Source organism: Kutzneria sp. CA-103260, assembly GCF_018263855.1.
Classification (GTDB): Bacteria; Actinomycetota; Actinomycetes; order Mycobacteriales; family Pseudonocardiaceae; genus Kutzneria.
In genome coordinates this window covers 7224653-7249803 of record NZ_CP073318.1, presented here as the reverse complement: position 1 = coordinate 7249803, position 25151 = coordinate 7224653, and the positions used below count along the sequence as shown (strand labels likewise).

At 69.8% G+C, this 25151-nt stretch carries 23 protein-coding genes; 12 read left to right on the top strand and 11 right to left on the bottom strand.

Going from position 1 to position 25151, the window contains the following annotated elements:
• Positions 1–140: 140 nt before the first annotated feature.
• From JJ691_RS31910 to JJ691_RS31890, 5 genes are all read right to left on the bottom strand, one after another.
• Positions 141–749, bottom strand: coding sequence for a hypothetical protein (locus JJ691_RS31910; protein ID WP_211763289.1), 609 nt, complete (start codon positions 747–749; stop codon positions 141–143).
• Between the two features lie 13 nt (positions 750–762).
• The gene (locus tag JJ691_RS31905) at positions 763–1053 is read right to left on the bottom strand and encodes a hypothetical protein (protein ID WP_211763288.1); all 291 of its coding nucleotides are present in this window, start codon (positions 1051–1053) and stop codon (positions 763–765) included.
• Positions 1054–1068: 15 nt separating this feature from the next.
• Positions 1069–2019, bottom strand: a complete 951-nt coding sequence (locus JJ691_RS31900; protein WP_249228294.1) for a hypothetical protein — start codon at positions 2017–2019, stop codon at positions 1069–1071.
• A 226-nt stretch (positions 2020–2245) separates the two neighbouring features.
• Entirely contained in the window at positions 2246–2704 is a 459-nt protein-coding gene (locus tag JJ691_RS31895) for a hypothetical protein (RefSeq protein ID WP_211763286.1), read from the bottom strand.
• A 113-nt stretch (positions 2705–2817) separates the two neighbouring features.
• Positions 2818–3279 carry a MarR family winged helix-turn-helix transcriptional regulator gene (locus tag JJ691_RS31890; protein ID WP_249227148.1) on the bottom strand — a complete coding sequence of 154 codons (462 nt, stop codon included), beginning with the start codon at positions 3277–3279 and terminating at the stop codon, positions 2818–2820.
• 160 nt (positions 3280–3439) lie between these two features.
• Between JJ691_RS31890 and JJ691_RS31885 the strand changes: the two genes are divergently transcribed.
• The gene (locus JJ691_RS31885) at positions 3440–4327 is read left to right on the top strand and encodes a phosphatase PAP2 family protein (RefSeq protein ID WP_211763285.1); all 888 of its coding nucleotides are present in this window, start codon (positions 3440–3442) and stop codon (positions 4325–4327) included.
• On the opposite strand, the gene JJ691_RS31880 is transcribed toward JJ691_RS31885, so the two are convergent.
• The 3 genes from JJ691_RS31880 to JJ691_RS31870 all read right to left on the bottom strand — a co-directional run bounded on the left by JJ691_RS31880 (position 4293) and on the right by JJ691_RS31870 (position 7798).
• Positions 4293–5414, bottom strand: a complete 1122-nt coding sequence (locus tag JJ691_RS31880; RefSeq protein WP_211763284.1) for a hypothetical protein — start codon at positions 5412–5414, stop codon at positions 4293–4295. The genes JJ691_RS31885 and JJ691_RS31880 overlap by 35 nt on opposite strands.
• Positions 5415–5524: 110 nt before the next feature.
• Positions 5525–7039, bottom strand: a complete 1515-nt coding sequence (glpK, locus tag JJ691_RS31875; RefSeq protein ID WP_211763283.1) for a glycerol kinase GlpK — start codon at positions 7037–7039, stop codon at positions 5525–5527.
• 9 nt (positions 7040–7048) lie between these two features.
• The gene (locus JJ691_RS31870) at positions 7049–7798 is read right to left on the bottom strand and encodes an IclR family transcriptional regulator (protein WP_211763282.1); all 750 of its coding nucleotides are present in this window, start codon (positions 7796–7798) and stop codon (positions 7049–7051) included.
• Positions 7799–8038: 240 nt separating this feature from the next.
• Here JJ691_RS31870 and JJ691_RS31865 point away from each other — a divergent pair, with 240 nt between their 5' ends.
• The 5 genes from JJ691_RS31865 to JJ691_RS31845 all read left to right on the top strand — a co-directional run bounded on the left by JJ691_RS31865 (position 8039) and on the right by JJ691_RS31845 (position 15005).
• Positions 8039–8791, top strand: a complete 753-nt coding sequence (locus tag JJ691_RS31865; protein ID WP_249227147.1) for an MIP/aquaporin family protein — start codon at positions 8039–8041, stop codon at positions 8789–8791.
• A gap of 15 nt (positions 8792–8806) precedes the next feature.
• A complete protein-coding gene (gene glpK / locus JJ691_RS31860; RefSeq protein ID WP_211763280.1) occupies positions 8807–10321 on the top strand; it encodes a glycerol kinase GlpK in 1515 nt (504 codons plus the stop codon).
• A 24-nt stretch (positions 10322–10345) separates the two neighbouring features.
• A complete protein-coding gene (locus tag JJ691_RS31855) occupies positions 10346–11938 on the top strand; it encodes a glycerol-3-phosphate dehydrogenase/oxidase (protein WP_211763279.1) in 1593 nt (530 codons plus the stop codon).
• Positions 11935–13068 (top strand): metal-dependent hydrolase family protein, encoded by a 1134-nt coding sequence (locus JJ691_RS31850; RefSeq protein ID WP_211763278.1) that lies wholly within the window; start codon positions 11935–11937, stop codon positions 13066–13068. The genes JJ691_RS31855 and JJ691_RS31850 overlap by 4 nt, the downstream gene beginning before the upstream one ends.
• A gap of 89 nt (positions 13069–13157) precedes the next feature.
• Positions 13158–15005: a hypothetical protein gene (locus JJ691_RS31845; protein ID WP_211763277.1), complete on the top strand. Its 1848-nt coding sequence runs from the start codon at positions 13158–13160 to the stop codon at positions 15003–15005.
• On the opposite strand, the gene JJ691_RS31840 is transcribed toward JJ691_RS31845, so the two are convergent.
• A complete protein-coding gene (locus JJ691_RS31840; RefSeq protein WP_211763276.1) occupies positions 14953–16032 on the bottom strand; it encodes a winged helix DNA-binding domain-containing protein in 1080 nt (359 codons plus the stop codon). The two genes, JJ691_RS31845 and JJ691_RS31840, sit on opposite strands and share 53 nt — an antisense overlap.
• Positions 16032–16571: a DinB family protein gene (locus JJ691_RS31835; protein WP_211763275.1), complete on the bottom strand. Its 540-nt coding sequence runs from the start codon at positions 16569–16571 to the stop codon at positions 16032–16034. Before JJ691_RS31835 ends, JJ691_RS31840 begins: the two co-directional genes overlap by 1 nt.
• A 52-nt stretch (positions 16572–16623) precedes the next feature.
• On the opposite strand from JJ691_RS31835, the gene JJ691_RS31830 reads away from it, so the two are divergent.
• The gene (locus JJ691_RS31830; protein ID WP_211763274.1) at positions 16624–17547 is read left to right on the top strand and encodes a helix-turn-helix transcriptional regulator; all 924 of its coding nucleotides are present in this window, start codon (positions 16624–16626) and stop codon (positions 17545–17547) included.
• Here the strand turns inward: JJ691_RS31830 and JJ691_RS31825 are convergent.
• Entirely contained in the window at positions 17536–18408 is an 873-nt protein-coding gene (locus JJ691_RS31825; RefSeq protein ID WP_211763273.1) for a trypsin-like serine peptidase, read from the bottom strand. The two genes, JJ691_RS31830 and JJ691_RS31825, sit on opposite strands and share 12 nt — an antisense overlap.
• Before the next feature lie 494 nt (positions 18409–18902).
• Here JJ691_RS31825 and JJ691_RS31820 point away from each other — a divergent pair, with 494 nt between their 5' ends.
• From JJ691_RS31820 to JJ691_RS31800, 5 genes are all read left to right on the top strand, one after another.
• Positions 18903–19049 carry a hypothetical protein gene (locus JJ691_RS31820; protein ID WP_211763272.1) on the top strand — a complete coding sequence of 49 codons (147 nt, stop codon included), beginning with the start codon at positions 18903–18905 and terminating at the stop codon, positions 19047–19049.
• Between the two features lie 222 nt (positions 19050–19271).
• Entirely contained in the window at positions 19272–19868 is a 597-nt protein-coding gene (locus tag JJ691_RS31815) for a TIR domain-containing protein (RefSeq protein ID WP_211763271.1), read from the top strand.
• The gene (locus tag JJ691_RS31810) at positions 19865–21466 is read left to right on the top strand and encodes a tyrosine-protein kinase family protein (protein ID WP_211763270.1); all 1602 of its coding nucleotides are present in this window, start codon (positions 19865–19867) and stop codon (positions 21464–21466) included. Before JJ691_RS31815 ends, JJ691_RS31810 begins: the two co-directional genes overlap by 4 nt.
• A gap of 11 nt (positions 21467–21477) precedes the next feature.
• A complete protein-coding gene (locus JJ691_RS31805; protein WP_211763269.1) occupies positions 21478–22086 on the top strand; it encodes a hypothetical protein in 609 nt (202 codons plus the stop codon).
• A complete protein-coding gene (locus JJ691_RS31800; RefSeq protein WP_211763268.1) occupies positions 22083–25145 on the top strand; it encodes an ATP-binding protein in 3063 nt (1020 codons plus the stop codon). Before JJ691_RS31805 ends, JJ691_RS31800 begins: the two co-directional genes overlap by 4 nt.
• Positions 25146–25151 lie beyond the last annotated feature (6 nt).

Here is a 25151-nt window from a genome sequence, read left to right as displayed (position 1 = left end):
CCGCGAGTCCCGCTCTCAGGCACCTGAAAAGCAGGTTCCGGCACTGTCCGGAACCTGCTTTTCGCTTGCTCCAGAGCGGGACTCGCGAGGGTAAGGGATAGGCCGGCACCGTGGTTCGGTGCCGGCCTTGGGGTTTGCGGTCAGGCGAAGCGGAAGGTGGCGGAGATGGCCTCGAACAGCTCGTACACCTCGTCGGCCAGCGGGAGGTTGGGGCTGCAGCAGGTGATGAGGAACTGGTCGGTGCCGCCGCCGGGGACCTTGACCAGGGTCTGCATGGTGAGCATGTCCACGGAGACGTCGGCGGTGACGGTGACCCGCTCGGTGCCGACGATGCGCACGGCCTCGCCCGCAGCGGGCAGCACGACCGGCTTGACCTCGCGCTCGACGGTGACGCCGTCGGCGGCGTCCCGGGAGAGCTGCTTGGTCAGGGTGGGCAGGCTCATGTCGGTGTCGGCCCCGGGGTCGATGCCGAAAACCATGACGTGGCCCAGGAACATGGCGTCCTGGTAGGCGGTGGCGGTGCCGGCGCCCCACAGCGCGCCCCGGCGGCGGGCGGCCTTGTTGATGGCCCGGGCCTGACGGAACAGGTCGTCGAGCTGGATGCGCTCGACGGGGTCGCGGACGGCCTTGAGGGCGGCGCTGCGGGCCCGCGAGAGCGGGGCGTCGTCGAGGTCGAACCGTGCCCAGTGGTCGGGCACGGTCAGGCTGAACCCGGTGGGACGGGCCAGGGTCGGCTCGGTGCTGGTCATCGTCGTCGTCCTCTCAGCTGCCCGCGGTGAGCTGGTCGCCGATCTTGTTGTCGGTGTCGGTGAAGGTGTCGATGACCTTGCTCAGCGCGTCGATGATGGCCTGGCCCTCGTCCTTGAGCTGGGTGTGGCCGTCCTTCCAGCGCTTGTCGAACTCGTGCGCCGCGTCGGTGACCAGCTTGTCGTTGCCCACCGCGGCGGCGATGTTGGCCTGGGAGGTGTTGGAGCTGTCGAACAGGTCCATGACCTGCCGCATGTTGTCCCGGGCCGACTCGATGTCGTCCCCGGGGATCTGGATGTCCGCCATGGGGTTGTGCGCCTTTCAGCCTTGGTGGTCGCCGTCGAGCGAGATGGTGAACCAGCCCTGCACCCCGCTGCCGGCGGTGTCGCCCGCCTTGGTGTCCTTCGGGTTGGTGTAGAGCGGGAAACCGACCAGGGTCATTTGCGTGCTGCCGTCGGGGCGCTTCACACTGCCCACATCGGACGGTGCGACGCCCTTGATCTGGATGTTGCCCGTGCCGGCCGGCACCGGCGTGAAGCCGTTGCTGCACGCGCCGGTGCACTTCACCGCGGACGGCGAGGACTGGTCGGTCGAGTTGACGTAGATGGTGTGGCCGCCGCCGTCGGAGACCACCAGGCCCTGGGCCGACTTCTGCGCGGTCAGGATCGTCTTGGGGCCGGCGTTGGCGTTCTGGTCGTCCTTGGTTGCGGTGGACGCCTTCTTGCCGTCGGGGGCGATCGCGAACCAGGTGCCGTTCACGCCCTGGCCCAAGGTGGCGCCGGCCGCGTGGTCGCCGGAGAACCGGTACAGCGGCCAGCCGCCGATGGTCAGCTGGGTCGAGCCGTCGGGACGCTTCACCGTGCCCACCACCGACTTGTCCACGCCGTCGGCGTACACCTTGCCACCCTGCTGGATGATCACCGGCGGCCAGGTCGTCTGGCAGCCGCCGGTGCATGTGGTGGTGGGCGGCTTGGGAGAGTCCTTGTCGAACCGGTACAGCGTCCGGCCGTCCTTGTCGGTCACGATCGTGCCCAGCGGCGAGCTCTTCGCCGTCAGCTGCACGGTCTGCGGGGCCGACAGGCTGCCCAGCGGGATCGAGGCCACCGGCGGCGCCGGCGTGCTCGACGTGGCCGGGGCCGGGCCGCCCACCAGCTGGATGTCCGCATTGGACGCGGGTGTGGTGCTCGCCGGCTGGCCACCGATGGTCAGGGTCTGACCGCATCCCGCAACCGTGGACAGCGCCACCGCGCCGATCGCCACGCGGACGAGCATCTTCCTCACGCTGAACACTCCTCTTGGCTTCTCACTTCACGGTCGCGCCACCGTCAACACGAGCGGATCGCGACCACGGTTCACACCGCCGTGACCGAAATGGACGATGCCGCCCGACGCGGTGCGCGCCAACGCTATCGTCACGCCAAGAGGGCAGGAATCGCTTACCTTTCGGCCAAGCGCCCTTGTGTGGACCGGATTTCCGGCCTATCGACCGGACTTCCGGTCAGCAGTTGAAGGCGCGGACCCAGACGTCGTCCGCGCTGTTGCCGGGCTCGGAGTTGTAGTTCCACGAACGGGCAAACCACTCGGCCCCGTTGTGCAGAACCAGGGCCCCGCCGTTGTACTGGGCGTCGCGCTGCCACTGGTCGGCCTGGCAGAGGCCGTTGACCGTGGTCGCCGGGGGAGCGGTGGTGGCCGGCGGGCGCGTGGTGGTCTTCGGCGGCGCGACCGGAGCCTTGACCGGCGGCCGAGACGTCGTGGTCGGCGGCTCCGTCGTGGTTGTCGTCGTGGTGGTCGTGGTGGCGGCCGTCGACGACGTCGGCGGGGCGGAGGTCGTCGGATGGGGCACCGGCTCCGCGACCGGATCGGGGGACCGGGTCAGCGCCCAGAACACCATGCCCAGGCAGAACAGCCCCAGCACCACGGCGGTGATGATCACGATGCGCGTCTGGCCGCGGGTCATGGCCGGCACCGCCCGGTGAGCCCGGTCGGGGGAACGCGGTAGCGCAAGTGGCTGATCTCCACGGCGGCACACCCTAGCGCCATCCGGACGGTGATGGTGAAAGGGGTTCACCTTCACTCGGGGGTGGCGGGTCTCTCCGGCTCGGGGGTGGCGTCGGCGAGGCGGTCCATCAGCGCCGCGGCCAGGCCGACGAGCTCGGCCTCGGCGTCGGTGAGGCCGGCCAGGGCGGCGGCGAGCCAGCGGTCGCGGGAGGAGAGGTCGGCGTCGAGGGCGTCGCGGCCGGCCGAGGTGAGCTGGAGCAGGGACTGGCGGCGGTCGACCGCGCTGCGGGTGCGGGTGAGGAGCCCGTCGGCCTCCAGTTCGGCCAACAGCCGGGTGAGGGACTGCGGCTGCTGGTGTTCACGGCCGGCGATGTCGCCGGGGGTGGCCGGCCCGAAGCGGGCGAGGTGCGCGAGCACGCCGATCTTGCCCGGGCTCAGCGGCGAGGGAGAGCGCTCGGCCCGCAGGCGACGGGCCAGGCGAGCAGCGCCCTGGCGTGTGACGCGGGCGATGTCCAGTCGACGCTCTGGCTCCACAGATATTACGCTATCACTTACTATTGGAAGAATAAATGCTGGAAAGCCGAGCGAGATAGTAAGAGGTGCCTAGGGCGGGGTCGACCATGGTGGCGGCGATGCGGGCGCGCTAGTCCACTCTGGATACCATGCGGCCGCCGCTCACGAGAGGTTTGCTCAGGTGTCCGACATTCCCGCTCGCCGGTGGCTCCACGTCGCTGTGCTCAGTGTTCTCGTCGCAGTCGCGATCTACGTCTTCGCGGTGTTGACGCCCGTCGGACAGGCGCTGGAGAACGGGGCCCTGCGCGGCGCCGACCAGCTCAGCGTCTCCGAGGTGAACGACGCCAACAAGAACCTGAACCAGATCACCGTCTACTCGCTGGCGGTGTCCGTGGTGGTGGTCGCGCTGATCGGCCTGCTGCGCCGCCGCTGGGAGCTCGCGGTGGCCGCGGTCGGCGTGATCGTCGCCGGCCAGGTGGTGACCCAGAGCCTCAAGCGCTTCGTGCTGCCGCGGCCGCCGCTGGTCCAGGTGTCCGGCCACTACGCGGCCAACAGCCTGCCCAGCGGGCACACCACGATCGCCATGACGGTGCTGTTCGCCGCGCTGATCGTGGTGCCCTACCGGTGGCGCGGGGTGGCGATGTTCTTCGCCATGTCCTGGGCGGTCGGCATCGGGGAGTACACGGTGGTGGCCAAGTGGCACCGTGTGTCCGACACGCTGGCGGCCGACGCGATCGCGCTGGCGCTGGGCTGTCTGGCGTCGTGGTGGCTGGCCCGGCGCGGGCTGGTGCGCCACCACGACGGCCGGAGTCGGACCCTGCGCGTCCTGTTCGTGCTGCTCACCGTCGCCTTCACCCTGCTGGTGCTGGGTCTGGGCGTGGTGTTCCTGTGGTCGACGCTGTCCCGCGAGGGCCTGGACGCGACCCTGCGGGACAACACCTGGCTGCTCTACCTGTCGGGGTCCCTGTTCGCGTCCGTCGGATCGGCGGTCGCGGCGCTGGTGTTCCTGGCCACCTGGCGGCGGCTGGAGATCCCTAGCTTCCGAAGTACCCGGCGAGATCGACGATGACGTCGACCCGGCCGAGGTGGTTGTACACCGAGAACACGCCGTTGGTGCCCGACGCCACCGCCATGTTCGGCACCGTCTCGCCGGGGCCGACGTTGAGCGTGGAGGCGTCGGGCCGCGGGTCCCGCTGCGGGTCCCAGATGGTCAGGAAGGTGTTGGCCGTCGCGTTGGTGGCGGTGATGTTCACCACCGCGTACCAGTAGTCGCCCAGGTTGACGTTCAGCACGCCACCGGCTTCCAGCGGGGCGCTGTCCCGGGTGTCGACCACGCGCTTCGGCGGCACGCTGTAGAACGAGTTGCCGCCGTCCTTGACGTAGATCCCGGACAGGTCGGCGATCAGGTTCACGCGGCCGGAGTGGTTGTACAGGTTGATCTTCCTGCTCGGCGGCAGCGGCACGATGACCATGTTCGCCCTGGTCTGCCCCGGACCCACGTTCATCGAGCTCACCGCCGGCCGGTCCGAGCCGTCCGGCCACGCCGTGACGTAGGTGTTGTCGGTGGTGTCGGTGGCGGTCAGGTTGAGCGCCACCGCGGTGACGAAGTCGGGCTCCTTGGTCAGGTCGAGCACGGTGGTCCCGTCCGGCCCGACCGGACCGCCCGCGGTGCGGGTGTCCAGCTGGCGGTGCGGGCTGAAGCTGAGGAAGCCGGAACCCCGGGTCGGGCTGTAGAAGCCGGCGACGTCCACGACCACGCCCAGGTCGCCGTGCACCCAGAGGTCGACCCGCTCGTCGGGCGCCGGCAGCCCGACCGTGGCCAGGTTGGCCGCGGTCTGCCCGCGCGAGACGTTCAGGTTGGAGGTGCCCGGCCGGGCCTGCCCGTGCGGCCACACCGTCACGAAGCTGTCCACGTTGGCGTCCGCGCCGGTGACGTTCAGCACCACGGCTGTCGAGCCGGGATCCACCACATGGCTCAGGTCCACCACCAGGTGGTCGCCCTCGACCTGGACGCCGGTGCCGTCACGGGTGTCCAGCACCCGTTGCGCCGCCGGGACGAACTTGCCGCCGATGGCCGCCGCAGACGCGGGCGCCACCACCGTCACCAGAGCCGACGCCGTCAGGGCGGCAGCCAGCACTACAGCACGTATCGACATGCTTTCCCCACCTGATCCGGGAGTGACGTCAGGGCGACGTCGGATTCCCCCCGAATCCCGTGCTGCCAACCCTATCCGGCCGAGCCTTCGTCGCAAGCGTGCGTTCGGCCTCACTGCCGGCGGCGCGGTTTGGCCCAGCCGAAGGTGAGCTCGACGGCCCGCTTCCAGTTGTCGTACTCGGCTTCCCGGTCCTCGGCGTTCCACTGTGGATTCCAGCGGGCCGCGAGATGCCAGTTCCGGCGCAGGCCTTCCAGGTCGGGCCAGTAGCCGACGGCCAGCCCGGCGGCGTAGGCCGCGCCGAGCGAGACGGTCTCGGCCACCATCGGCCGCAGCACCGGCACGTCCAGCACGTCGGCGATGGTCTGCATGAGCAGGTGGTCGGCGGTCATGCCGCCGTCGACCTTCAGCGCCTTGGACGGCACGCCGAGCTCGGCGGTCATGGCGTCCACCACCTCGCGGGTCTGCCAGGCGGTGGCCTCCAGCACCGCGCGGGCCAGATGTCCCTTGCCGATGTAGGAAGTCAGGCCGACGATCAGGCCGCGGGCCTCGCTGTGCCAGTGCGGCGCGAACAGCCCGGAGAACGCCGGCACGATGTAGCAGCCGCCGTTGTCGCTGACCGTGCGGGCCAGCGTCTCGATCTCGGGGGCGCTCTGGATCAGGCCCAGCTTGTCCCGGAACCACTGCACCAGCGAGCCGGTGACGGCGATGGAGCCCTCCAGGGCGTAGGTCGCCGGCTCGCCGCCGAGCTGGTAGCCGATGGTGCTGAGCAGGCCGTGCTCGGACTTCACCGGCGTGTGGCCGGTGTTCATCAGCAGGAAGCCGCCGGTGCCGTAGGTGCACTTGGTCTCGCCGCGGGCGAAACACGTCTGCCCGAACAGCGCCGCGTGCTGGTCGCCGAGCGCGGCGGCGATCGTCACGCCGGGCACGACCCGGCTGGTGACGCCGCGGATCTCGGTGGAGGGCCGGATCTCCGGCAGCATCCGGGTCGGAATGTCGAAAAAGGACAGCAGCTCGGCGTCCCAGGCCTGGGAGGTCAGGTTCATCAGCATGGTGCGGCTGGCGTTGGTGACGTCGGTGACGTGCAGGCCGCCGCTGGCCCCGCCGGTCAGGTTCCAGATCAGCCAGGTGTCCATGGTGCCGAACAGCACGTCGCCGCGCTCGGCCCGATCCCGCAGCCCCGGCGTGTTGTCCAGCAGCCAGCGCAGTTTCGGCGCGGAGAAGTACGTCGCCAGCGGCAGGCCGCAGCGCTCGCGGATACCCGAGCTCTCCGGACGCGCGGCCAGTTCCGCCACCAGCTCCTCGGTGCGGATGTCCTCCCAGACGATGGCCCGCCCCACCGGAACCCCGGTGTGCCGGTCCCACACCACGGCGGTCTCGCGCTGGTTGGTGATGCCCAGCGCCACCACCTGCTCGGCCGAGATGCCGGCGTCGCGCAGGGCCTGCGGCACGATCCGGTCCACGTTGCGCCAGATCTCCACCGCGTCCTGCTCCACCCAGCCCGGCCGCGGGTGGTGCTGGCGGTGTTCCCGCTGCGCCACCGAGACCAGCCGGGCGCTCTGGTCGAACAGGATGCACCGGGTCGAGGTGGTGCCCTGGTCGATGGCCATCACATACCGTTGCGCCATGATCCCCGCTCAGTCGCTCAACGCCCGGGAGACGGCCTCGGCCGCGCTGCGCACGTGACCGACCAGTGCCGGCTTGGGCCGGTTGGCCGAGTCGCAGATCCGTTCCACCGCGCCGGAAACGCCGATCGCCCCGACCACCAGGCCGCCGGGGGCGCGGATCGGCGCGGCGATGCCGGCCTCGCCCGGCATGCACTCCTCGGCCTCGCTGGCCCAGCCGTCGGACCGCACCTGGGCCAACACCCGCTCCAGGGCCGGCGGCGAGACGATGGTGCGCCGGGTCAGCGAGGTGAGCTCGCGGTCCCGGGCCAGGGTGGCGTCGAAGGCCAGCAGCACCTTGCCGAACGCGGTGGCGTGCAACGGAAGCATCGCGCCGACGCCCAGCGTCTGCATCGTGTCGTCGGGCCGGAACACGTGGTGCACCACCAGCACCGCCCCGTCGTGGGGCACGCCGATGCGCACCTCCTGGCCGCTGCGGGCGGCCAGCGTGTCGGCCCAGTTGATCGACCGCGAGCGCAGCTCGTTGGCGTCTAGGTAGCTGGAGCCCAGGTGCAGCAGCGCAGCGCCCAGCCGGTAGCGGCCGGATTCCTGGTCCTGTTCGACGAATTCGACCCGTTGCAGGGTGCGCAGGATGCCGTGCGCGGTGCCCTTGGGCAGGCCGAGGGAGGCGGCGATCTCGGCCAGCCCGTACTGCCCGGAGCCGCGCGCCAGCAGCCGCAGCATGGCGGCGGCGCGCTCGATGGACTGGATGGGGCCGGGCACGGCGTCAGCTAATCAAACGAGCTCGTTGTCGGCAATGTCGAACGCCCGGTGGTGGGACGGCCCCGGCCACGGGGCGTCCGAGAGGCGGACCAGCCGGACAGTAACCGGTCGGACACGCTGTGGCCCAGGTCACCGTTCGACATTGTCGACCGACGCCCGTTGAGCGGCCCGTTTCCGCTGCTTACGTTCCCCTCACTCACTGGGGGTGAGTCGGCCGTTCAATGACGAATGGAGGAGTGGGTGTCACTCGGAGCGGTGTTCCTCAGCGAGGTGCTCGGCACCGGACTGCTGATCTTGCTCGGCGCCGGTGTGGTGGCCAACGTGCTGCTGGTGAAGTCCAAGGGCTTCGACGGCGGCTGGCTTCTGATCAACTTCGGGTGGGGGCTGGCCGTGATGGCCGGCGTCTACGTGGCCTACAAGTCGGGCGCGCATCTCAACCCGGCGGTCACCATCGGCATCCTGAGCAGCGGGGCCAGCACGTACGCCCCGGGCGTGGCGGTCAGCTTCGGCTCGACCCTGGTCTACCTGGCCGGTGAGATGGTCGGCGCGTTCCTCGGCGCCTGCCTGTGCTTCCTGGCCTACAAGAAGCACTTCGACGAGGACCCGGACGAGGCCAAGAAGCTGGCCGTGTTCTCCACCGGGCCGGCGATCCGCAGCTACGGCTGGAACTTCCTGACCGAGGTGCTGGGCACGTTCGTGCTGGTCTTCGTGATCCTGTCGTTCGGCAAGACGCCCTCGGGCCTGGGCCCGCTGGCCGTGTCCATGCTGGTGGTCGGCATCGGCGCCTCCCTGGGCGGCCCCACCGGCTACGCCATCAACCCGGCCCGCGACCTCGGGCCGCGCATCGCCCACGCCATCCTTCCCTTGCGCTACAAGGGTGAGCCGCAGTCCACGGAGCCGAAGAACTCCGACTGGAGCTACGCCTGGGTGCCGGTGGCCGGCCCCCTGGTCGGCGGCGTCATCGCCGGTGTGCTCTCCCACCTCGCGTTCTGATCGGAAGGAAACCCCATGGCTCAGCACATTCTCGCCATCGACCAGGGCACGACCAGCACCCGGGCGATCGTGTTCGACCACGCCGGATCCATCGTCTCGGTGGGGCAGAAGGAACACGAGCAGATCCTCCCGAAGGCCGGCTGGGTCGAGCACGACCCGGCCGAGATCACCGCGAACACCCGCTACGTCATCGGCCAGGCGCTGGCCAAGGCCGACCTTAACATCGGCGACCTGGCCGCCGTCGGCATCACCAACCAGCGCGAGACCGCCGTGGTCTGGGACCGCAGGACCGGCGAGCCGGTGTACAACGCCATCGTCTGGCAGGACACCCGCACCCAGTCCATTGTGGACGGGCTCGGCGCGCTGGGCGGCGGGGCCGACCGCTACAAGGCCAAGGTCGGCCTGCCGCTGGCCACCTACTTCTCCGGCCCCAAGGTCCGCTGGATCCTGGACAACGTGCCCGGTGCCCGCCAGCGGGCCGAGAACGGCGACCTGCTGTTCGGCAACACCGACACCTGGACGCTGTGGAACCTCACCGGCGGCCCGAACGGCGGCGTGCACGTCACCGACGTGACCAACGCGTCCCGGACCATGCTGATGGACCTGGACACGCTGTCCTGGGACGCCGAGATCGCCGCCGAGATGGGCATTCCGCTGTCCATGCTGCCGGAGATCCGCTCCTCCTCGGAGAACTACGGGTCCGGCGCCGGCGGTGTGCTCGGCGGCGTGCCGATCACCGGCATCCTCGGCGACCAGCAGGCCGCCACCTTCGGTCAGGCCTGCTTCGAGCCCGGCACGGCCAAGAACACCTACGGCACCGGCAACTTCATGCTGCTCAACACCGGCCTGGAGAAGGTGGCCAGCCACAACGGCCTGCTCACCACGGTCTGCTACAAGATCGGCTCGCAGGCCCCGGTGTACGCGCTGGAGGGCTCCATCGCCGTCACCGGCTCGCTGGTCCAGTGGCTGCGCGACAATCTCGGCCTGATCGGCTCCGCGTCGGAGATCGAGGGCCTGGCCCGCGGCGTCGAGGACAACGGCGGCGCGTACTTCGTGCCCGCCTTCTCGGGGCTGTTCGCGCCGTACTGGCGGGCCGACGCCCGCGGAGCGCTGGTCGGCCTGACCCGCTTCGTCAGCAAGGGACACCTGGCCCGGGCCGTGCTGGAGGCCACCGCCTTCCAGACCCGCGAGGTGCTCGACGCCATGAACGCCGACTCGGGCGTGGCGCTGACCGAGCTGAAGGTGGACGGCGGCATGGTCGGCAACGAGCTGCTGATGCAGTTCCAGGCCGACATCCTCGACGTGCCGGTGGTGCGGCCCAAGGTCGCCGAGACCACGGCCCTGGGCGCGGCCTACGCGGCCGGGCTGGCCGTGGGCTACTGGGGCGGCGAGGACGAGTTGCGGGCCAACTGGGCCGAGGACAAGCGGTGGACGCCGGAACTGGCCGCCGACGAGCGGGAACGCGTCTACCGCAACTGGAAGAAGGCCGTCACCAAGTCGTTCGACTGGGTCGACGACGACGTGCGCTGAGTGATCGACTAGAAGGAGTTCCCGATGTCCGCAAGGCTGGACGCCGGCTACCGCGAGGCCGCGCTGCGCTCGCTGGCCGAGACCGAGTTCGACGTGCTGGTGATAGGCGGCGGCGTGGTCGGCGTCGGCGCGGCGCTGGACGCCGCCTCGCGTGGCCTGTCCGTGGCGCTGGTCGAGGCGCGGGACTGGGCATCGGGAACCTCCAGCCGGTCGAGCAAGCTCGTGCACGGCGGGCTGCGCTACCTGGAGCAGCTGGAGTTCTCGCTGGTACGTGAGGCGCTGCGGGAGCGCGGGCTGCTGCTCAAGCGGCTCGCCCCGCACCTCGTGCGGCCGGTCCCGTTCCTGTACCCCTTGACCCACAAGGGATGGGAGCGGCCGTACGTGGGCGCCGGCCTGATGCTGTACGACACCATCGGCGGCGCGACCTCGGTGCCGATGCACAAGCACCTGTCCCGCACCAAGGCCCTGGCCATGTCGCCGAGCCTGCGGGACGACGCGCTGACCGGCGCGGTGCGGTACTACGACGCGCAGGTCGACGACGCCCGGTTCACCATGATGGTGGCGCGGACCGCCGCCCAGCACGGGGCCACCGTGGTCAACCGGGCCGAGGTCACCGAGCTGCTGCGCGAGGGCGGCCAGGTCGCCGGCGCGGTCGTGCGGGATGCCTTGTCCGGCAACGAGATCCGGGTCCGGGCCCGGCGCGTGATCGGCGCGACCGGGGTGTGGACGCCGGAGAACCCGGCCTTCAAGATCCAGATGTCCAAGGGAGTGCACCTGGTCGTGTCGCGGGACAAGCTGGACCTGGAGACCGGGCTGATCATGCGCACCGAGAAGAGCGTGCTTTTTGTCATCCCGTGGGGCCAGCACTGGATCATCGGCACCACCGACACGCCCTACTCCGACGCCCCCGACCGGCCGACCGTCACCGACGAGGACGTCGACTACCTGCTCCAGCACGTGAACTCGGTGCTGAAGCAGCCGCTGACCCGGGACGACGTCGTCGGCACCTACGCCGGTCTGCGGCCACTGCTGGCCGGAAAGGGCGGCGAGACGGCCAAGTTGTCCCGCGAGCACGCCGTCGCCTCGCCCGAGCCGGGGTACTTCGTCGTGGCCGGTGGCAAGTACACGACCTACCGGGTGATGGCCGCCGACGTGGTCAACGTGGCGGTCAAGGGCCTGGGCGGCGTGGCCCCGTCGCTCACCGCCAGGCTGCCGATCCACGGCGCGGTCGGCTTCCGTGAGCTGTGGGACGACCGGATCGGACTGGCCTCGAGGCACGGCCTCTCAGTGTCCACTGTGGAGCGACTGCTGCGCCGGCACGGCTCGGCCGTCACCGAGCTGTTCGAGCTGATCGGGTCGGACCCGGGTCTGGCCGCGCACGTGACCGACGGCTACCTGGCGGCCGAGATCGTGCACGCCGTCACCCACGAGGGCGCGCTCGATCTCGACGACGTGCTGAGCCGGCGGACCCGCATCGCCTTCGAGGCCCCCGAGCGCGGCCGGGCCGTAGTCGAGCAGGTCGCGGATCTGGTCGGCGACCGGCTGGCCTGGGACGCCGCCGCCCGGCGCGAGGCCGTCGACACCTACCTGGCGGACGGTGTCATGCTGGCTTCGTGATCGGTCTCCGCTGCGCGCGACTGTTCGACGGCGACACGCTGCACCACGGCCCGGCGACCGTGGTGGTCGACGGCGGTCGCATCGTCGAGCCGTCCGATGACGTGCCGGTGATCGACCTGGGTGATGTCACGCTGCTGCCGGGCTTGGTGGACGCGCACGTGCACCTGGCCTTCGAGCCCGGCAGCGACATCCCCCGGGACATGGCCGAAGCGCCGCGCGAGGTCGTGCTCGAGCGGATGCGCGTGCACGCGATGCGGGCATTGCGAGCCGGCATCACGACCGTTCGCGATCTCGGTGACCGAGGTTACCTCGTGATCGAGGCCCGGGACGGGCTCCCGCTGGGGCCGGAGATCCTGGCCGCCGGCCCGCCGATCACCAGCCCCGGCGGGCACTGCTGGTTCCTCGGCGGTGAAGTGCCGGCGGACCGGTCGGCGCTGGTCGACGCGGTGACCGAACGGGTCGAGCGCGGCGTGGACGTCATCAAGATCATGGCCACCGGCGGCGGCATCACCCCCGGCAGCGCCGCCCACGAGTCCCAGTACGACCTGGACCAGCTGCGGGCCGTCGTCGAGACCGCCCACGCCGCCGGCCTGCCGGTCACCGCCCACGCCCATGGCGGCGCGGGCATCAGGGACGCCGTCCGGGCCGGTGTGGACGGCATCGAGCACGGCACCTTCCTCACCGCCGACGGCGCCGAGCCCGACTGGGCCACCATCGACGAGATCATCGCCGCCGGTGTCCACATCGGCGTCACCGCCGGCCGCATGCCGAACGGGAACCCGCTGTCGCCGAAGGTCATCGCCGCGCGTTCCTTCCTGGCCGACGTGCGACGGAAGGGCGCGCGGCTGGTCTGTTCCTCCGACGCCGGAGTCATTTCCGACAAACCGCACGACTGTCTGCCGCACGGCGTGCCGGAATTCCAGGTCTTCACCCAGGATTCGACGGTCTCGGTGTTGACGTCCGTCACCCGATTGGCCGCCGAATCCTGTGGCGTAGGCCACCGCAAGGGCCGCATCGCCCCCGGCTTCGACGCGGATCTCCTTGCCGTGCGCGGTGATCCGACCGTGGACCTGGCCGCGCTGACCGACGTGGCGGCGGTGTTCCGGGCCGGAACACGCGTCGACAACTAGGGGAACACCGGCGCGGTGACGCAATGCACCAGGTGGGGGTCGGCCGTCGTGGCTACGATGCCCATCGGCCGTGCGCGGAAGGGGAATGGATGCCCTACCTGGTGTGGATCGATCTGTCGGGACCCGACACCCAGGCGGAGGACGAGCTGGCGAGCGCCCAGGTGCCCGAACTGGTTCTCGAACTCGTGCAGGCCGGCTGGGAAGTGACCGCTCCCGTGCTCGACGACGAGGAGGACGAGGACGACGAGGGTCCCGAGCTGCTCGACGTCCGCGTGCTCGGCTACCCGGCGGGCGTGTTCGTCGGGCTGGCCGTGGACACCGACTCGATCGACGTGGCGACGGCCCTGGGGGCGAGCCTGGGGCGGCACCTGCGGGACGCGGCCCCGGCCCTGATGGGCTGGACCGTGGACTCGCTGCGGGTGGACAAGGCCACCGGCCCGGACGCCGAGGGCGGCTGGTTCCCGCTGCTCAGGGACGAGCCCCGGCCCCGGTTCCCGGTCGCCGAGCATCTGGCCTGGGATCTGCAGCGACTGTGCGCGCAGTACCTGATCGGCGGGGCCGTCCGGCACCTGATCGATCCCACGCTGCGCGCGCCCCGAGCCATCGACGCCGCCGATGTCGTGGCCGGCGCGAGCACCGAGCACCCCTGGGACCGGGAGCTGGCCGGCGCCCTGGGCGGCCTGCTGATCTCCGCCGGCCGGGTCGAGCACGAACTGGGCATCCGTGGCTCGATCGTCGGCCGTGGCGAGGGTGATCCGGCGCTGGCCCAGGCCCTGGTCGACGCGGTCCGGCGGGAGATCGACACGCCGTCGACCGAGCACGACGAGGACGACGTGGACGAGCGCGGGCACGCCGTGCTCGACCGGTTCATGACCGAACACCAGCTGACCTGGCAGGACACCGCCGACGGCGAACGCCGCAGCCGCCAGCAGTTCCGGGCCCTGCTGTGGGCCGGGCTGCGGGCGCTGGCCACCATGACCCACTCCATCCAGGGCGAGGCGCGTTCGCCCTGGATGTGGCTGGCGACGCTGGACGAGAGCCCGGTGGTGGGCTGGCTGGCCGACCAGGACGACGAGGAGCTGGAGCTCAGCGACGAGGACGAGCACAGCCAGATCGCCGCTGCCGCGCGGGCGCATCTGCTGGTGCGGGTGGCTTTGCTGCACCCCGCGCTGCTGGATCCCGGCGTGCCCGAGCACGGTCGCATCGGGATGGACGACATCGACTCGGACCCGCTGCACCATCTCTACGCCGACGCCGTGCTGGATCTCGGCGTGAGCGCGGTGGAGGCGGCGCTGCCGGCCGCGGTCGGGGACGCGCTCCTGCCGGCGCTGCGGGCCGTCGAGGCCGAGGACGACGACGCCATCGACGACCTCTACCACGTGCTGGAAGGTCTGCTGACCGACGACAACGTGCTGCCGGCGCTGGGTTTCCTGGCCGACGTGGCCCGCGCCGCCGGGCCGGCCAAGGTGGCCCAGACGACCCGGCTGCTGCTCAACCGCCCGGCCGAGCTGGCCTGCGTCATGGTCGACCGGGACGACCAGGACGTCGACGCCGTGCTCCGACGTTTCCTGGTGGCCCTGTCCTGCGCCGTCTCGGTGGAGTTCGCCGCCGAGCTGGCGGCCGAACTCCCCGAGCTGACCAGCGCCGATCCCCGGGACGAGCCGGCTTTGCGGCACGAGGCCATCACCTGGCTGGGCCGGATCATCGAGGCCGACTCGGATCCGGAGTTCCACGCCACCGTGCGCAAGGCGGTCGACTCCTGCCCGCCGCCGGGATCGGACCTGCTCGGGACGCTCGGCCACGACAGTCCCGATCCCATGGCCATGTCGGCGCCGCTGTCCACATCGGAGCTCACCGTCGGCGTCGTGCAGGCCCTGTCCGCGCTCAGCCTGACGGCCCGGGCCCCGTGGCTGCCGCTGGAGTTTCTGGTCGAGTGAGGAAGTCGGACAGCCTGTCGGCTTCCTCGTGGACGGTGGTCTTTTCCTTGCGGCTGAAGGGACGTAGCGGCGTGACCGCAACGGTGCCCTTGGCGACGGTCCAGGTGGCGGCGACCCGACCGTCGACCAGGACCACGCGTTCGCCGGCGACGGACAGGTTCCGGTGCTCGTCGTCGACGATGCGGGTGCGGTCGTCGTAGCCGAGCAGGGCGTTGTCGAAGGACGGCAGGAAACGGATCGGGGCCGGCGTGTCGGGGTCCGGCCGCGGGGCGTCCGGGAGGTCGAGCAGTTCGCGGCCGCGCTCGTCCCGGAACGTTTTCAGTTGCGGCTTGAGGGCTTTCACCGCCGCGGGCAGGCCGGCGATGCCCGACCAGGCGCGGATGTCGGCCGTGGCCGCCGGGCCGAACGCCGCGAGATAGCGCAGGACCAGCTCCTCGCCGTCGGTCGGCGGCTCCAGCTCACGGCCGAGCCAGTGCGTGAGCAGCACGTTGCGAACGCCGCCTTTGCCGCGCCAGAGGCCACGTGGGGGCGTCTGGACCACCGGCACCAGGGCGGCGATCAGCAGCTCGCCCAACGCCCTGGCCGGCACATCCGGCAAGTTCATCGCCCGCACCAGCTCGGCCGCCGTGCGGGGCTGGCCGTCGGACATCACCGCGCTGGCGGCGGCAGCCGTTTTCTCCAGGTCCACGCCGTCCAGCTCAAGGCGGTAGGTGCCGAGAACCCGTTGGCGCAGCATGGAATCGTGCCGGGACCGCCAGGCGATCACGTCGTCCGCGGTGAGCAGGTGGACCGTGCGGCGCATCAGATGCGTGCGCACGACCCGGCGTTGGGTCAGCAGGTTGGACAGGTCCGTGGGGTCGAAGGCCTCGACTCGTGACCACAGTCCGACGAAGGGCTCCTGCGGCTCCTGGGCTTGCAGGCCGCAGAGGTGCCCGACCGCGTCGAGAACCGGCAGATCGGCGCGGTCGAGCAGCAACTGGCGGGCGAGGGTGGCCCGGTTCAGGGCCCTCGCGGACAGGACGGTCATCAGCTGGACTTCTGCCCGTCCAGGCTCTCGCGCAGGATGTCGGCCTGGCCGGCGTGCTGCGACGTCTCGGCGATCACGTGCACCAGGATCCGGCGGGCGCTGCGCACCCCGCCCGGCTCCAGCCACGGGGCCGCCGGCAGCGGCTGGGTCGCGTCCAGGTCGGCGTCGGTGACGATCTCGGTGGTGCGGGCCGCGACCTGCTCGTAGCGGGCCAGCACATCGGCCAGGGTGTCATCCGGCAGCATCTGGAAGTCGTTGCGGTGGTCGATCATCCACTGCGGCGGCTGGGCCTTGCCGGCGAAGATGTCGGGCCAGGTCACGCCCTCGGGCAGGTCGTAGGGCATGGCTGACGGGCCCTCGACGACGAACCGCAGCCACTGCTCCTCGATGGCCGCGACGTGCTTGATCACCCCGCCCAGGCACAGCTCGCTGACGGTCGTGCGCTTGCCCGCCTGCTCGTCGGTCAGCCCGTCCACGGTCCGGATCAGGGCGTTTCGGGCCTTGGCAAGCTCGGCGAGCATGTCGGTGTTCTCGGTCATGGCAGCCACTCTGCCAGGGGTAGCGGACAGGTTGTGGCCGCTACTGTGCGGCATGCCGAAAACCTCGGGCCGGCTGCTGTCGCTGCTCTCCCTGTTGCAGACCCGCCGGGACTGGCCCGCCTCGCTGCTGGCCGAACGCCTCGACGTGAGCACCCGGACCGTGCGGCGCGACGTCGACCGGCTGCGGGAGCTCGGCTATCCGATCCAGACTTTGAAGGGACCGGACGGCGGTTATCGGCTCGGGGCCGGGGCCGAGCTGCCGCCGCTGCTGTTCGACGACGAGCAGGCCGTGGCCATCGCCGTCGCCCTCCAGACCGCGATCACCACCAGCGGCGGCGTCGGGGAGGCCGCCGCGCGGGCCTTGACCACCCTGCGCCAGGTGATGCCCGCGCGGCTGCGGCACCGGATCGACTTGCAGGTCACCGCCGTGCCCGGTGATTCTGGTGTGGTCGACGTCCGGGTGATCATGGAACTCGAGGCGGCCGTGCGGGCCTGCCACGTGCTGCGCTTCGACTACGTCGGCGAACGTCGGCGGGCCGAGCCGCATCACCTCGTGACCCGGGGCGGGCGGTGGTATCTCGTCGCCTGGGACCTCGACCGCGACGACTGGCGGATCTTCCGGGTCGACCGGATCGAGCCCCGCACCCCCACCGGGCCCCGGTTCACGCCTCGTGACCTGCCCGACGTCGCCGCCTTTGTCGCCGGCCGGTTCAAGGGCTCCGACGGCGCCGGCGACTGGCCGTGCCGAGGCGAGGTCATCCTCCACCTGCCCGCCTCCGTCGCCGCCCGCTACGCCGGCGACGGCGTCGTCGAAGAGCTCGGACCCGACCGTTGTCGCCTCACACTCGGCGCCTGGTCGTGGGTCGCTCTCGCCGCCAGCATCGGCCGTTTCGACGCCGACATCGAGGTCGTCGGCCCTCCCGAGCTCTTTGAGGCCTTCGCTCTCCTGGCGCGCCGCTACGCCTCACATGGCTGAGGCCCGCTGGTACACCTCGTTGGCCGCGTCACCCAAGGTCGGGCCCTCCAGACTGAGGGTGTGCAGGTCCACGTCCATCGCACCCCGGCTGACCACGGAGAAGACAGTGCCGGTGTGGCCGTCGAAATCCGTCAGGAAGGGTCCGCCGCTGGAGCCGCCGGCCATGTCGCAAGGGGAGTCCCAAGTGTCGCCGATGCTGCTGGGCCGGAACGTCACCGGGACGTCGCAGCGCAGCAGGAACTCCCCGCGCACCGGGATCGAACCGGGGTAGCCGAACATGCTGGCGTTGCCGGTCGGGCGGGTGTCGAAGGCGATCCGCTGCGCGCCGGCCACATCCGAGATGTGCCGGCCGTTGTGGGTTGCCAACACCACCATGGCCACGTCGCGCGGGGCCAGGCTGAAGTCGTCCGGCACGACGTAGCCCCGGGCCGCGAACACTCCGCGCGGCGCGTGGCCGTGGTCGTAGCCGGGGACGAACACCACGTTCGTCACCTTGATCTCCGTGTCGTCCCGGGTGAATCCCGGGTGCACGCAGTGCGCCGCCGTGATCAGCGTGTCCCGGTTCTTGCTCGTCACCGCCGTCGCCGTGCACCAGTGGTCCACGCCCGGCACCTCCGTGAAGAAGAACCGGCCCACTCCCGCCGGCGCCGGCCCGGTCCACGGCTGCGCCGTCCGCTCACCCGGCTCCGTCGGATCCGCGCTCACCTGCTGCATCCGCTCCGGCGTCCAGTGCGCCAGCGCCGCCGCCTGATCAGCCGCCGACACCGTGTCCACTCGATCGGCCGTCGCCGCCACCGCGGCCGGGGCCGTCAGCAACGCCACGGCCCCGAAGACGAGTAAAGCTCGTGCGAAGGTCCCCATGTCTTCATGACGTGCGGCTCGTCGCGGCGTTGCGCCGATCAAGTTCTGCAATTTGCGACAAGCAATCGGCGTCTTCTCCGCGTTGTCCGGAAGCGGTTCGGAAACCCTCCGGAACGGGTGTGCGGGACGGTGCGTGACTGCTAGCCTCCGGTGCAGATGCACGTGCATCTGCACGAGGAGGGAGTAACTGACCGCTGTTTTCCCTGGTGGTGGAGGTTTGCCGCCTCCCGCTGCCAGATGGGGACGGGGCCTCCTGCGCGAACAGGAGGCCGCCAGCGTCCCATTCCAAGAGCACCCGCTGCTAGGAGTTGGACATGTCGAGAATACGCCCGCGATCACGAGGCCGGCATCGTCGCCTCGTCGGTCAGCGGCCGCGTCGCGCGCCGCGTTTCGGTGCACCTCCGGGCCGCCGCGCCCACACCTCCGCGCCGCACGTCCTGCCGCGGCCGGGATCCTGCGACTGTTGCTGGATCCGCCTTGCCCGTGATGTCCTCATGAACCGGCGGCCCACGCTGCACGCCGCGTTGCTGATCGCGGTCGCTCTGGTCGGACTGACCGTCGCCGCGATCGCCTTCGGGCCCGCGGGCCTGCCGCTCGCGCTGTGCGGCGGCGTCCTGCTGCGGTCTCGCCGCAGACGATAGCTGACGCATACTCGGCTTCGCCGCTGTGGGCGGGGGTTTCGCCCCGTCCGCAGCGGCCCGGCGATTGCCGGCTCGCGATCCCGACCACGTTGAGCGTCATAGACCTGGGCCCCGCCATTCCACGATAATGCCCATTTTTTGTCAACTTCCCGCCCGGTAACCGAAATTCTGACCACTTTTCTGCCTTTTTTCGACGCCCAATCCGTGCTTATCATGGGTCGCGTGTCCGGCTATGAGTACGACATATTCATCAGCTACAGCCGTTACGGCAGCGCGCAGAAATGGCTGCTGAACCACTTCTATTCGAAGCTGAAGGACTGCCTCGCCGACGAGATAGCGCCCGCGCCGCGGGTGTACGTCGACCGCGAGATGGCGCGCGGCGAGCACTGGCCGTCCAGCCTGCAGCGGGCCCTGCTGCGCAGCAAGATCATGCTGCAGGTGCTGCATCCGCCGTACTTCGAGTCGAAGTGGTGCATGGCCGAGTGGCTGAGCATGCGCGAGCGGCAGAACCGGCTCGGGCTGGCCAGCGTCGAAGCCCCGCAGGGATTGATCTATTCCGTGCTGTACGGCGACTCGGACAATTTTCCGATCGAGGCCCGTGAGGTCTCGTGGGTCGACTTCAAGGATTTCGCCAACCCGGACATGGCGTTCCAGCAGACCGAGAAATTCGCGTCCTTCCACTGGAAGGTTCGAGATTTGGCCCGTGACCTGGTCGAACTGCTCAAACAGGTGCCGGAATGGCAGCCGGACTGGCCCATCGTCGAGAAGCCGGATCCGGTCCTCATGCCGCCGCCGAAGCTGCCGAGGTTCCGGCGATGACCGGCACCGTCGTCACCTTCTACTCGTACAAGGGCGGTGTCGGCCGCAGCTCCACGCTGGCCAACGTCGCGGTGCTGCTCGCGCGGTGGGGCTACCGCGTGCTGGCGGTCGACTGGGACCTCGAAGCCCCCGGCCTGCACTACTACTTCAAGGACGCCCTGCCCGAGGAGCCGACGGGCGGCGTCATCGACCTGGCCCACGACTTCCTCAACGACACTCCGCCGCGCTCGTACGAGGTTCGGCTCGACGTCGCGGAGGGCACCCTCGCGCTGCTGGCCGCGGGCCGGTTCGCCCCCGACTACGCGGAACGTGTCCAGTCCATCAACTGGGAGGACCTGTACCGGCGGGGATTCGCGGCCTACTTGGAGCAGCTTCGAGCCGAGTGGACCGCGAACTACGACTTCGTGCTGATCGACAGCCGCACCGGCATCGCCGACACCGCCGGCATCTGCACCGCGCACCTGCCCGACCGGCTGGTCGTCGTGTTCACCGCCAACGACCAGAACCTCAGTGACGTGGTCGACATCGCCAAGCGGGCTGACCGGGCCCGGGACGCCATGCCGTACGACCGCCCCAAGCACATGGTGCTGCCGGTGCTGTCCCGCCTCGACAACCGGGTCGAGTACGAGCGGGCCGAGGCGTGGCAGCACAAGTGCGCTGAGGCCGTGCAGCCGCTGTTCGACGACTGGCTGGCCAAGGCCGTTTCGCCGGAGGCGATGGTGCGGCACCTGACGTTGCCCTACGTCTCCTACTGGAGCTTCGGCGAGCAGTTGCCGGTGCTGGAGGAGCAGACCCCGTCGGCCGACCAGCTCTCCTACGCCCTGGAGACCGTCGCGGCGGTGATCGCGCAGCACTTCGACCGCACGGACCTGCTCGCCGACAACCGGGACGCCTACGTCGCCGAGGCCCGCACCCGCGACGAGGTCTACGACCTGGATCTGCTGGTGTCCAGCCCCAGATCGGCGGCCAACCTGTCCGCCGAGCTGATCGACAAGCTGATCCGCCTCGGCGTCCGCGCCGACCAGTCGCTGTCCGGCATTCCCGAGTTCCTCGACCGTTCTCCCTTGCTGGCCAAGCATTTGTGCCTGGTCGTGGACGGTGAGGTGTCGCGGTGGCAGGTCAACGAGGCCGAGTACTTCCTCCGCCAGACGCTCGCCCCCGGCGGCGGGCAACGGCAGCTGTTCTGCGTGCTCACCCGGGGCGGCAACCGTGAGAGCCTGCCCGGCTTCCTGCGCAACCTGCGGCCCCTGAAGTTCGGGCCCGGCGTCGCCCGGGAGCTGTACGACCTCATGGCCGGCGGCTCGCTGCCCATGGCCAGCCCCGACCGGGAATCCTTGCGGGACGCCGCTTCCGCGCTGCGCAACCTACCCGCCCAGGTGCCCTACCCCGGCCGGCTGACCCTCCTCCGGGAGACCGTCCGCGGCATGACCAACGCCCTGGACGCCGGCGACCTCACCCTGCTGCCCGACCTGTCCGTCGACCTCGAACTGCTCAGCAAAACCCACGGCGCCGGCCTCGACCTGCCCGACGACCTCGCCGCCGAGGTCCGCGGGCTGCTCGACCGGATCGACCGCCGAATCACCGCGTTCACCGTCTGAAAGGTGTTGTGATGCCGGAGAAGTACGGAAGCCACGAGCAGGCCGCCCTGTTCGCGCTGATGCTGGCCCGGACGGAGGTGGGCAACCCGGACCTGAAGAACGACTACGGGATCGAACTGCGGGCCGACAAGCGGGCCAGGCTGAACAAGGACGGCCTGATCAAGTCCTGGCAGGTCAAGCGGCGGTATGTGCACCAGATCACCGACGACGGCATCGCCTGGTGCATCAGGGAGTTGAGCGTCGTCGAGGCTCCGGACCGGTCCGGGCCGTTGCCCCGCCTGGTGTTCGAGGTCATGCACCGCCTTCCCCAGTACTTGCGCTGGCGCGACATCGACATTGTCGACGTGATTGACAGGGGCACTCTCGAAGGGCTGATCCGGAAGGCCTACCAGGAACTGTCGGCCACGTCCGGGGATTGGGTTCGGCTGGCCAGGCTCCGGCCCATGATCGATGACGTCGACCGGGACAAGGTTGACAACCTGTTCCCGAAAATGATCAAGACAGGCCTGGTTCACTTCGCTCCCGACTCCAACACCAAGGCGCTCACCGATGTCGACCATGCGGCGGCGATCCGAGTCGGTGGTGAGGACAAGCACCTTCTGGCGATCGAGGAACAATGACCGAGAAGCAGCGCAGGGCGCTGGCCGCGGTTCGATTCAACACAGTCGAGAACATGGATGACGTGTGGCACACGTCGCGCTCCCACGTGGAGGGGCTGCATGTCCGGGCCGAGCACCGCATTCGTGCGAGCGTCGCGGACGCCAAGGCCAGCAGCGGCGGCAGCCCTGTCGGGCTGGTGCTACAGGGCGAGAAGGGGATCGGCAAGACCCACCTGCTCGGCTCGGCCCGCCGCGTCGTGCAACGTGAGGGAGGGTACTTCTTCCTGGTCGAGCTGACCACGGGTAAGGCGTTCTGGGACGACCTCGCCGAAGCGATGCGAAGCGAACTCCACCGCCGGAACGAAGACGGTGAGCTTCAGATCACTGTGTTGCTGAGGCAGCTGTGTGCCGCAGCGGAAGTACCGGACACAGTGGCGAGATCGCTCCTGAACAAGACCGCGTTGACCGCGGACAACATGCGTGAGCTCGTCCGCCACCTGCGCAAGGTAGATGATCGGATCGCGGTTGAGTGCTCGGATACCATTCGGGCACTGGTGTTGTACGCATCCGACCATTCCGACATCGGATTGCAGTATCTGAGGGGACAGGCGGAGGAGCGCGACGAACGCCGGTGGGGAATACGACCCATGCGGTATGACCCGCGCGCGTTGGTCCGAGACATCTCCCGTGTCCTTGCGCTCACCGGCCCATGTGTCATAGCTATCGACCAGTTGGACACCTTGGTGAACAAGGGGCGGGACCGTGCCGGCGAGCAGGTGACGAGCCCGGAGCTTGCGGGGGAGGTGGCTCACCTCTCGGACGCCATGATGCAACTTCGTCAGACGACGAGGCGAACGGTTTCCATTGTGGCCTGCCTTCCCGGCACATGGAGGCTGTTGGAATCGATCGCCAGTGACACCGTTCGTGACCGCTTCACGAAGACGCCGATCCTAGCATCGATCAGCGATCCACTGGTCGGTAAGGCCTTGGTGGAAAAGTGGCTTGCGGTGATCTATGAGCAGGCGGACTTCACGCCGCCGCACCCGACTTGGCCCGTGGCGTCGAGTGCGTTCGACGGGGCGTGGACCGCCTTCACGCCGCGGCAGCTACTCAAGCGTATTCATGCACATGCCGAGGCCTGCATGTTCGGCGATATTCGTGAGCTAAGCTCATTTGACGAGAAGCCCGTCGAGCCGACGGTTCGTCCGAGCCCTCCGCCTGACTATCTCCAGGAGTACGACAAGGGATTTGGTCAGCTGCGGGAGAAAGCCACCATCACGATCGCAGACCTCAAGCAGCACAACGAGGACGAGGTGATGCCGGCACTGCTGATGGCTGGGCTGAAGTCTTGGGTCAACGAAGTCGGTAACGACGCGATGGAGTGGGAGGTCGAAGCAACGGACGTTGGCGCGTTGCACGCGGGTCTGCGACGTACGGTCCATGAGAAGCTGGATGTCAAGGAATTCTGGAGTTTTCGGTTCATTGCGAGCAGTCACGGCAACAGAGTGTTGCGGCGCATGCGAACGGCGCGCGACGCGGCGCAAGTTCATCCTGGTGTAAGCAACCGACACTTGGTTCTGCTCCAGAATGGATCGGATGGCTGGGGTGGGAACCAGACCAAGGTCGAAGTCGCGGAGTTCGAGGCGGCGGGTGGCCGTCGCATCCGAATCTCCGATGACGACCTGCGGACTCTCAGCGCGCTCAAAGTCATGCTGGCCGATCACACGCCGCAGTTGCTGGCGTGGATGGTGGCCCGCAAGCCGGTGAGCACGACGACGTTTCTGCGGGAGATCCTGCCGGAGCCGAAGGTGGGGCAGGCGGTGGCGAGGCAGCAGGAGACGCGGCCGCCGCCGGTGGGGGAGACGGTGCTACAGCCGGAGTTCACGCTGGACGAGGTCCGCATCGAGCTGGAGTCGTTGCGCAAGCACGTGATGATCTTCGCGGGGTCCGGGAGCGGGAAGACGGTGCTGCTGCGAAGGATCGTGGAGGAGTGTGCGCTGCGCGGGGTGTCGGCGATCGTGCTGGACCCGAACAACGACCTGGCGAGGCTGGGGGACGCCTGGCCGGAATCGCCGGAAGGGTGGGGGCCGGGGGACGCGGACAGTGCGCGGGAGTACCTGGCCAACACGGAAGTGGTGGTGTGGACGCCGGGAAGGAACGGTGGCCGACCGCTGAGTTTCCAGCCCCTGCCGGACTTCGACGGAGTGGGTGAGGACCCGGACGAGTTCACGGCGTCGGTGGAGGCGGCGGTGGCGAGGCTGGTGCCGCACGCGGGACTGACCGGCACGTCGAAGGGAGCCAGGCGCGGCCAGGCGGTGTTGCGGGAGGCGGTGAGGTACTACGCCCGCAAGGGAAAGCGGGATCTGGCTGGCTTCGTGGACGTCCTGGCGGAGCTGCCGGACGGCGTGAGCAAGCTGAGCACGGCCCCGGGAATGGCGGCGGACCTGGCGGAGACGCTGCGCGCGGCGATGGTGAACGACCCGCTGCTGGGCGGGGCGGGCACGCCGACGGATCCGGCCTTGTTGCTGACGCCGTCGCCAGGCAAGAGGGCCCGGGTGTCGGTGATCAGCTTCGTCGGGCTGCCGGCCGACGAACAGCGGCAGGGCTTCGTGAGCCAGTTGCAGCTGGAAGTGTTTGCCTGGATCAAGCGAAACCCGGCGGCGGACCGGCCGCTGGGCGGCCTGATCGTGATGGACGAGGCCCAGACCATCGCCCCGTCGGGCAAGCTGACGGCCAGCACGCAGAGCACGATCCTGCTGGCGTCGCAGGCCCGGAAGTACGGCCTGGGCCTGATTCTGGCCACACAGGCGCCGAAAGGCGTGCACAACCAGGTGGTGGGCAACGCGACCACGCAGTTCTACGGCCGGCTCAACACCGCGGCCCAGATCAGCGCGGCGATGGAATTGGCCCGAGCCAAGGGAAGCGCGGTGGCGGACATCGCGAAGCTGGAGCGCGGGCAGTTCTACGCGACGACCGAGTCCGGCGGCTTCCGCCGGATGCGGGCGCCGCTGTGCCTGAGCTACCACCCGCCGAGCCCGCTACGGGTGGAGGAAGTGCTGGACCGGGCCCGCCCGGAATAGCGGAAA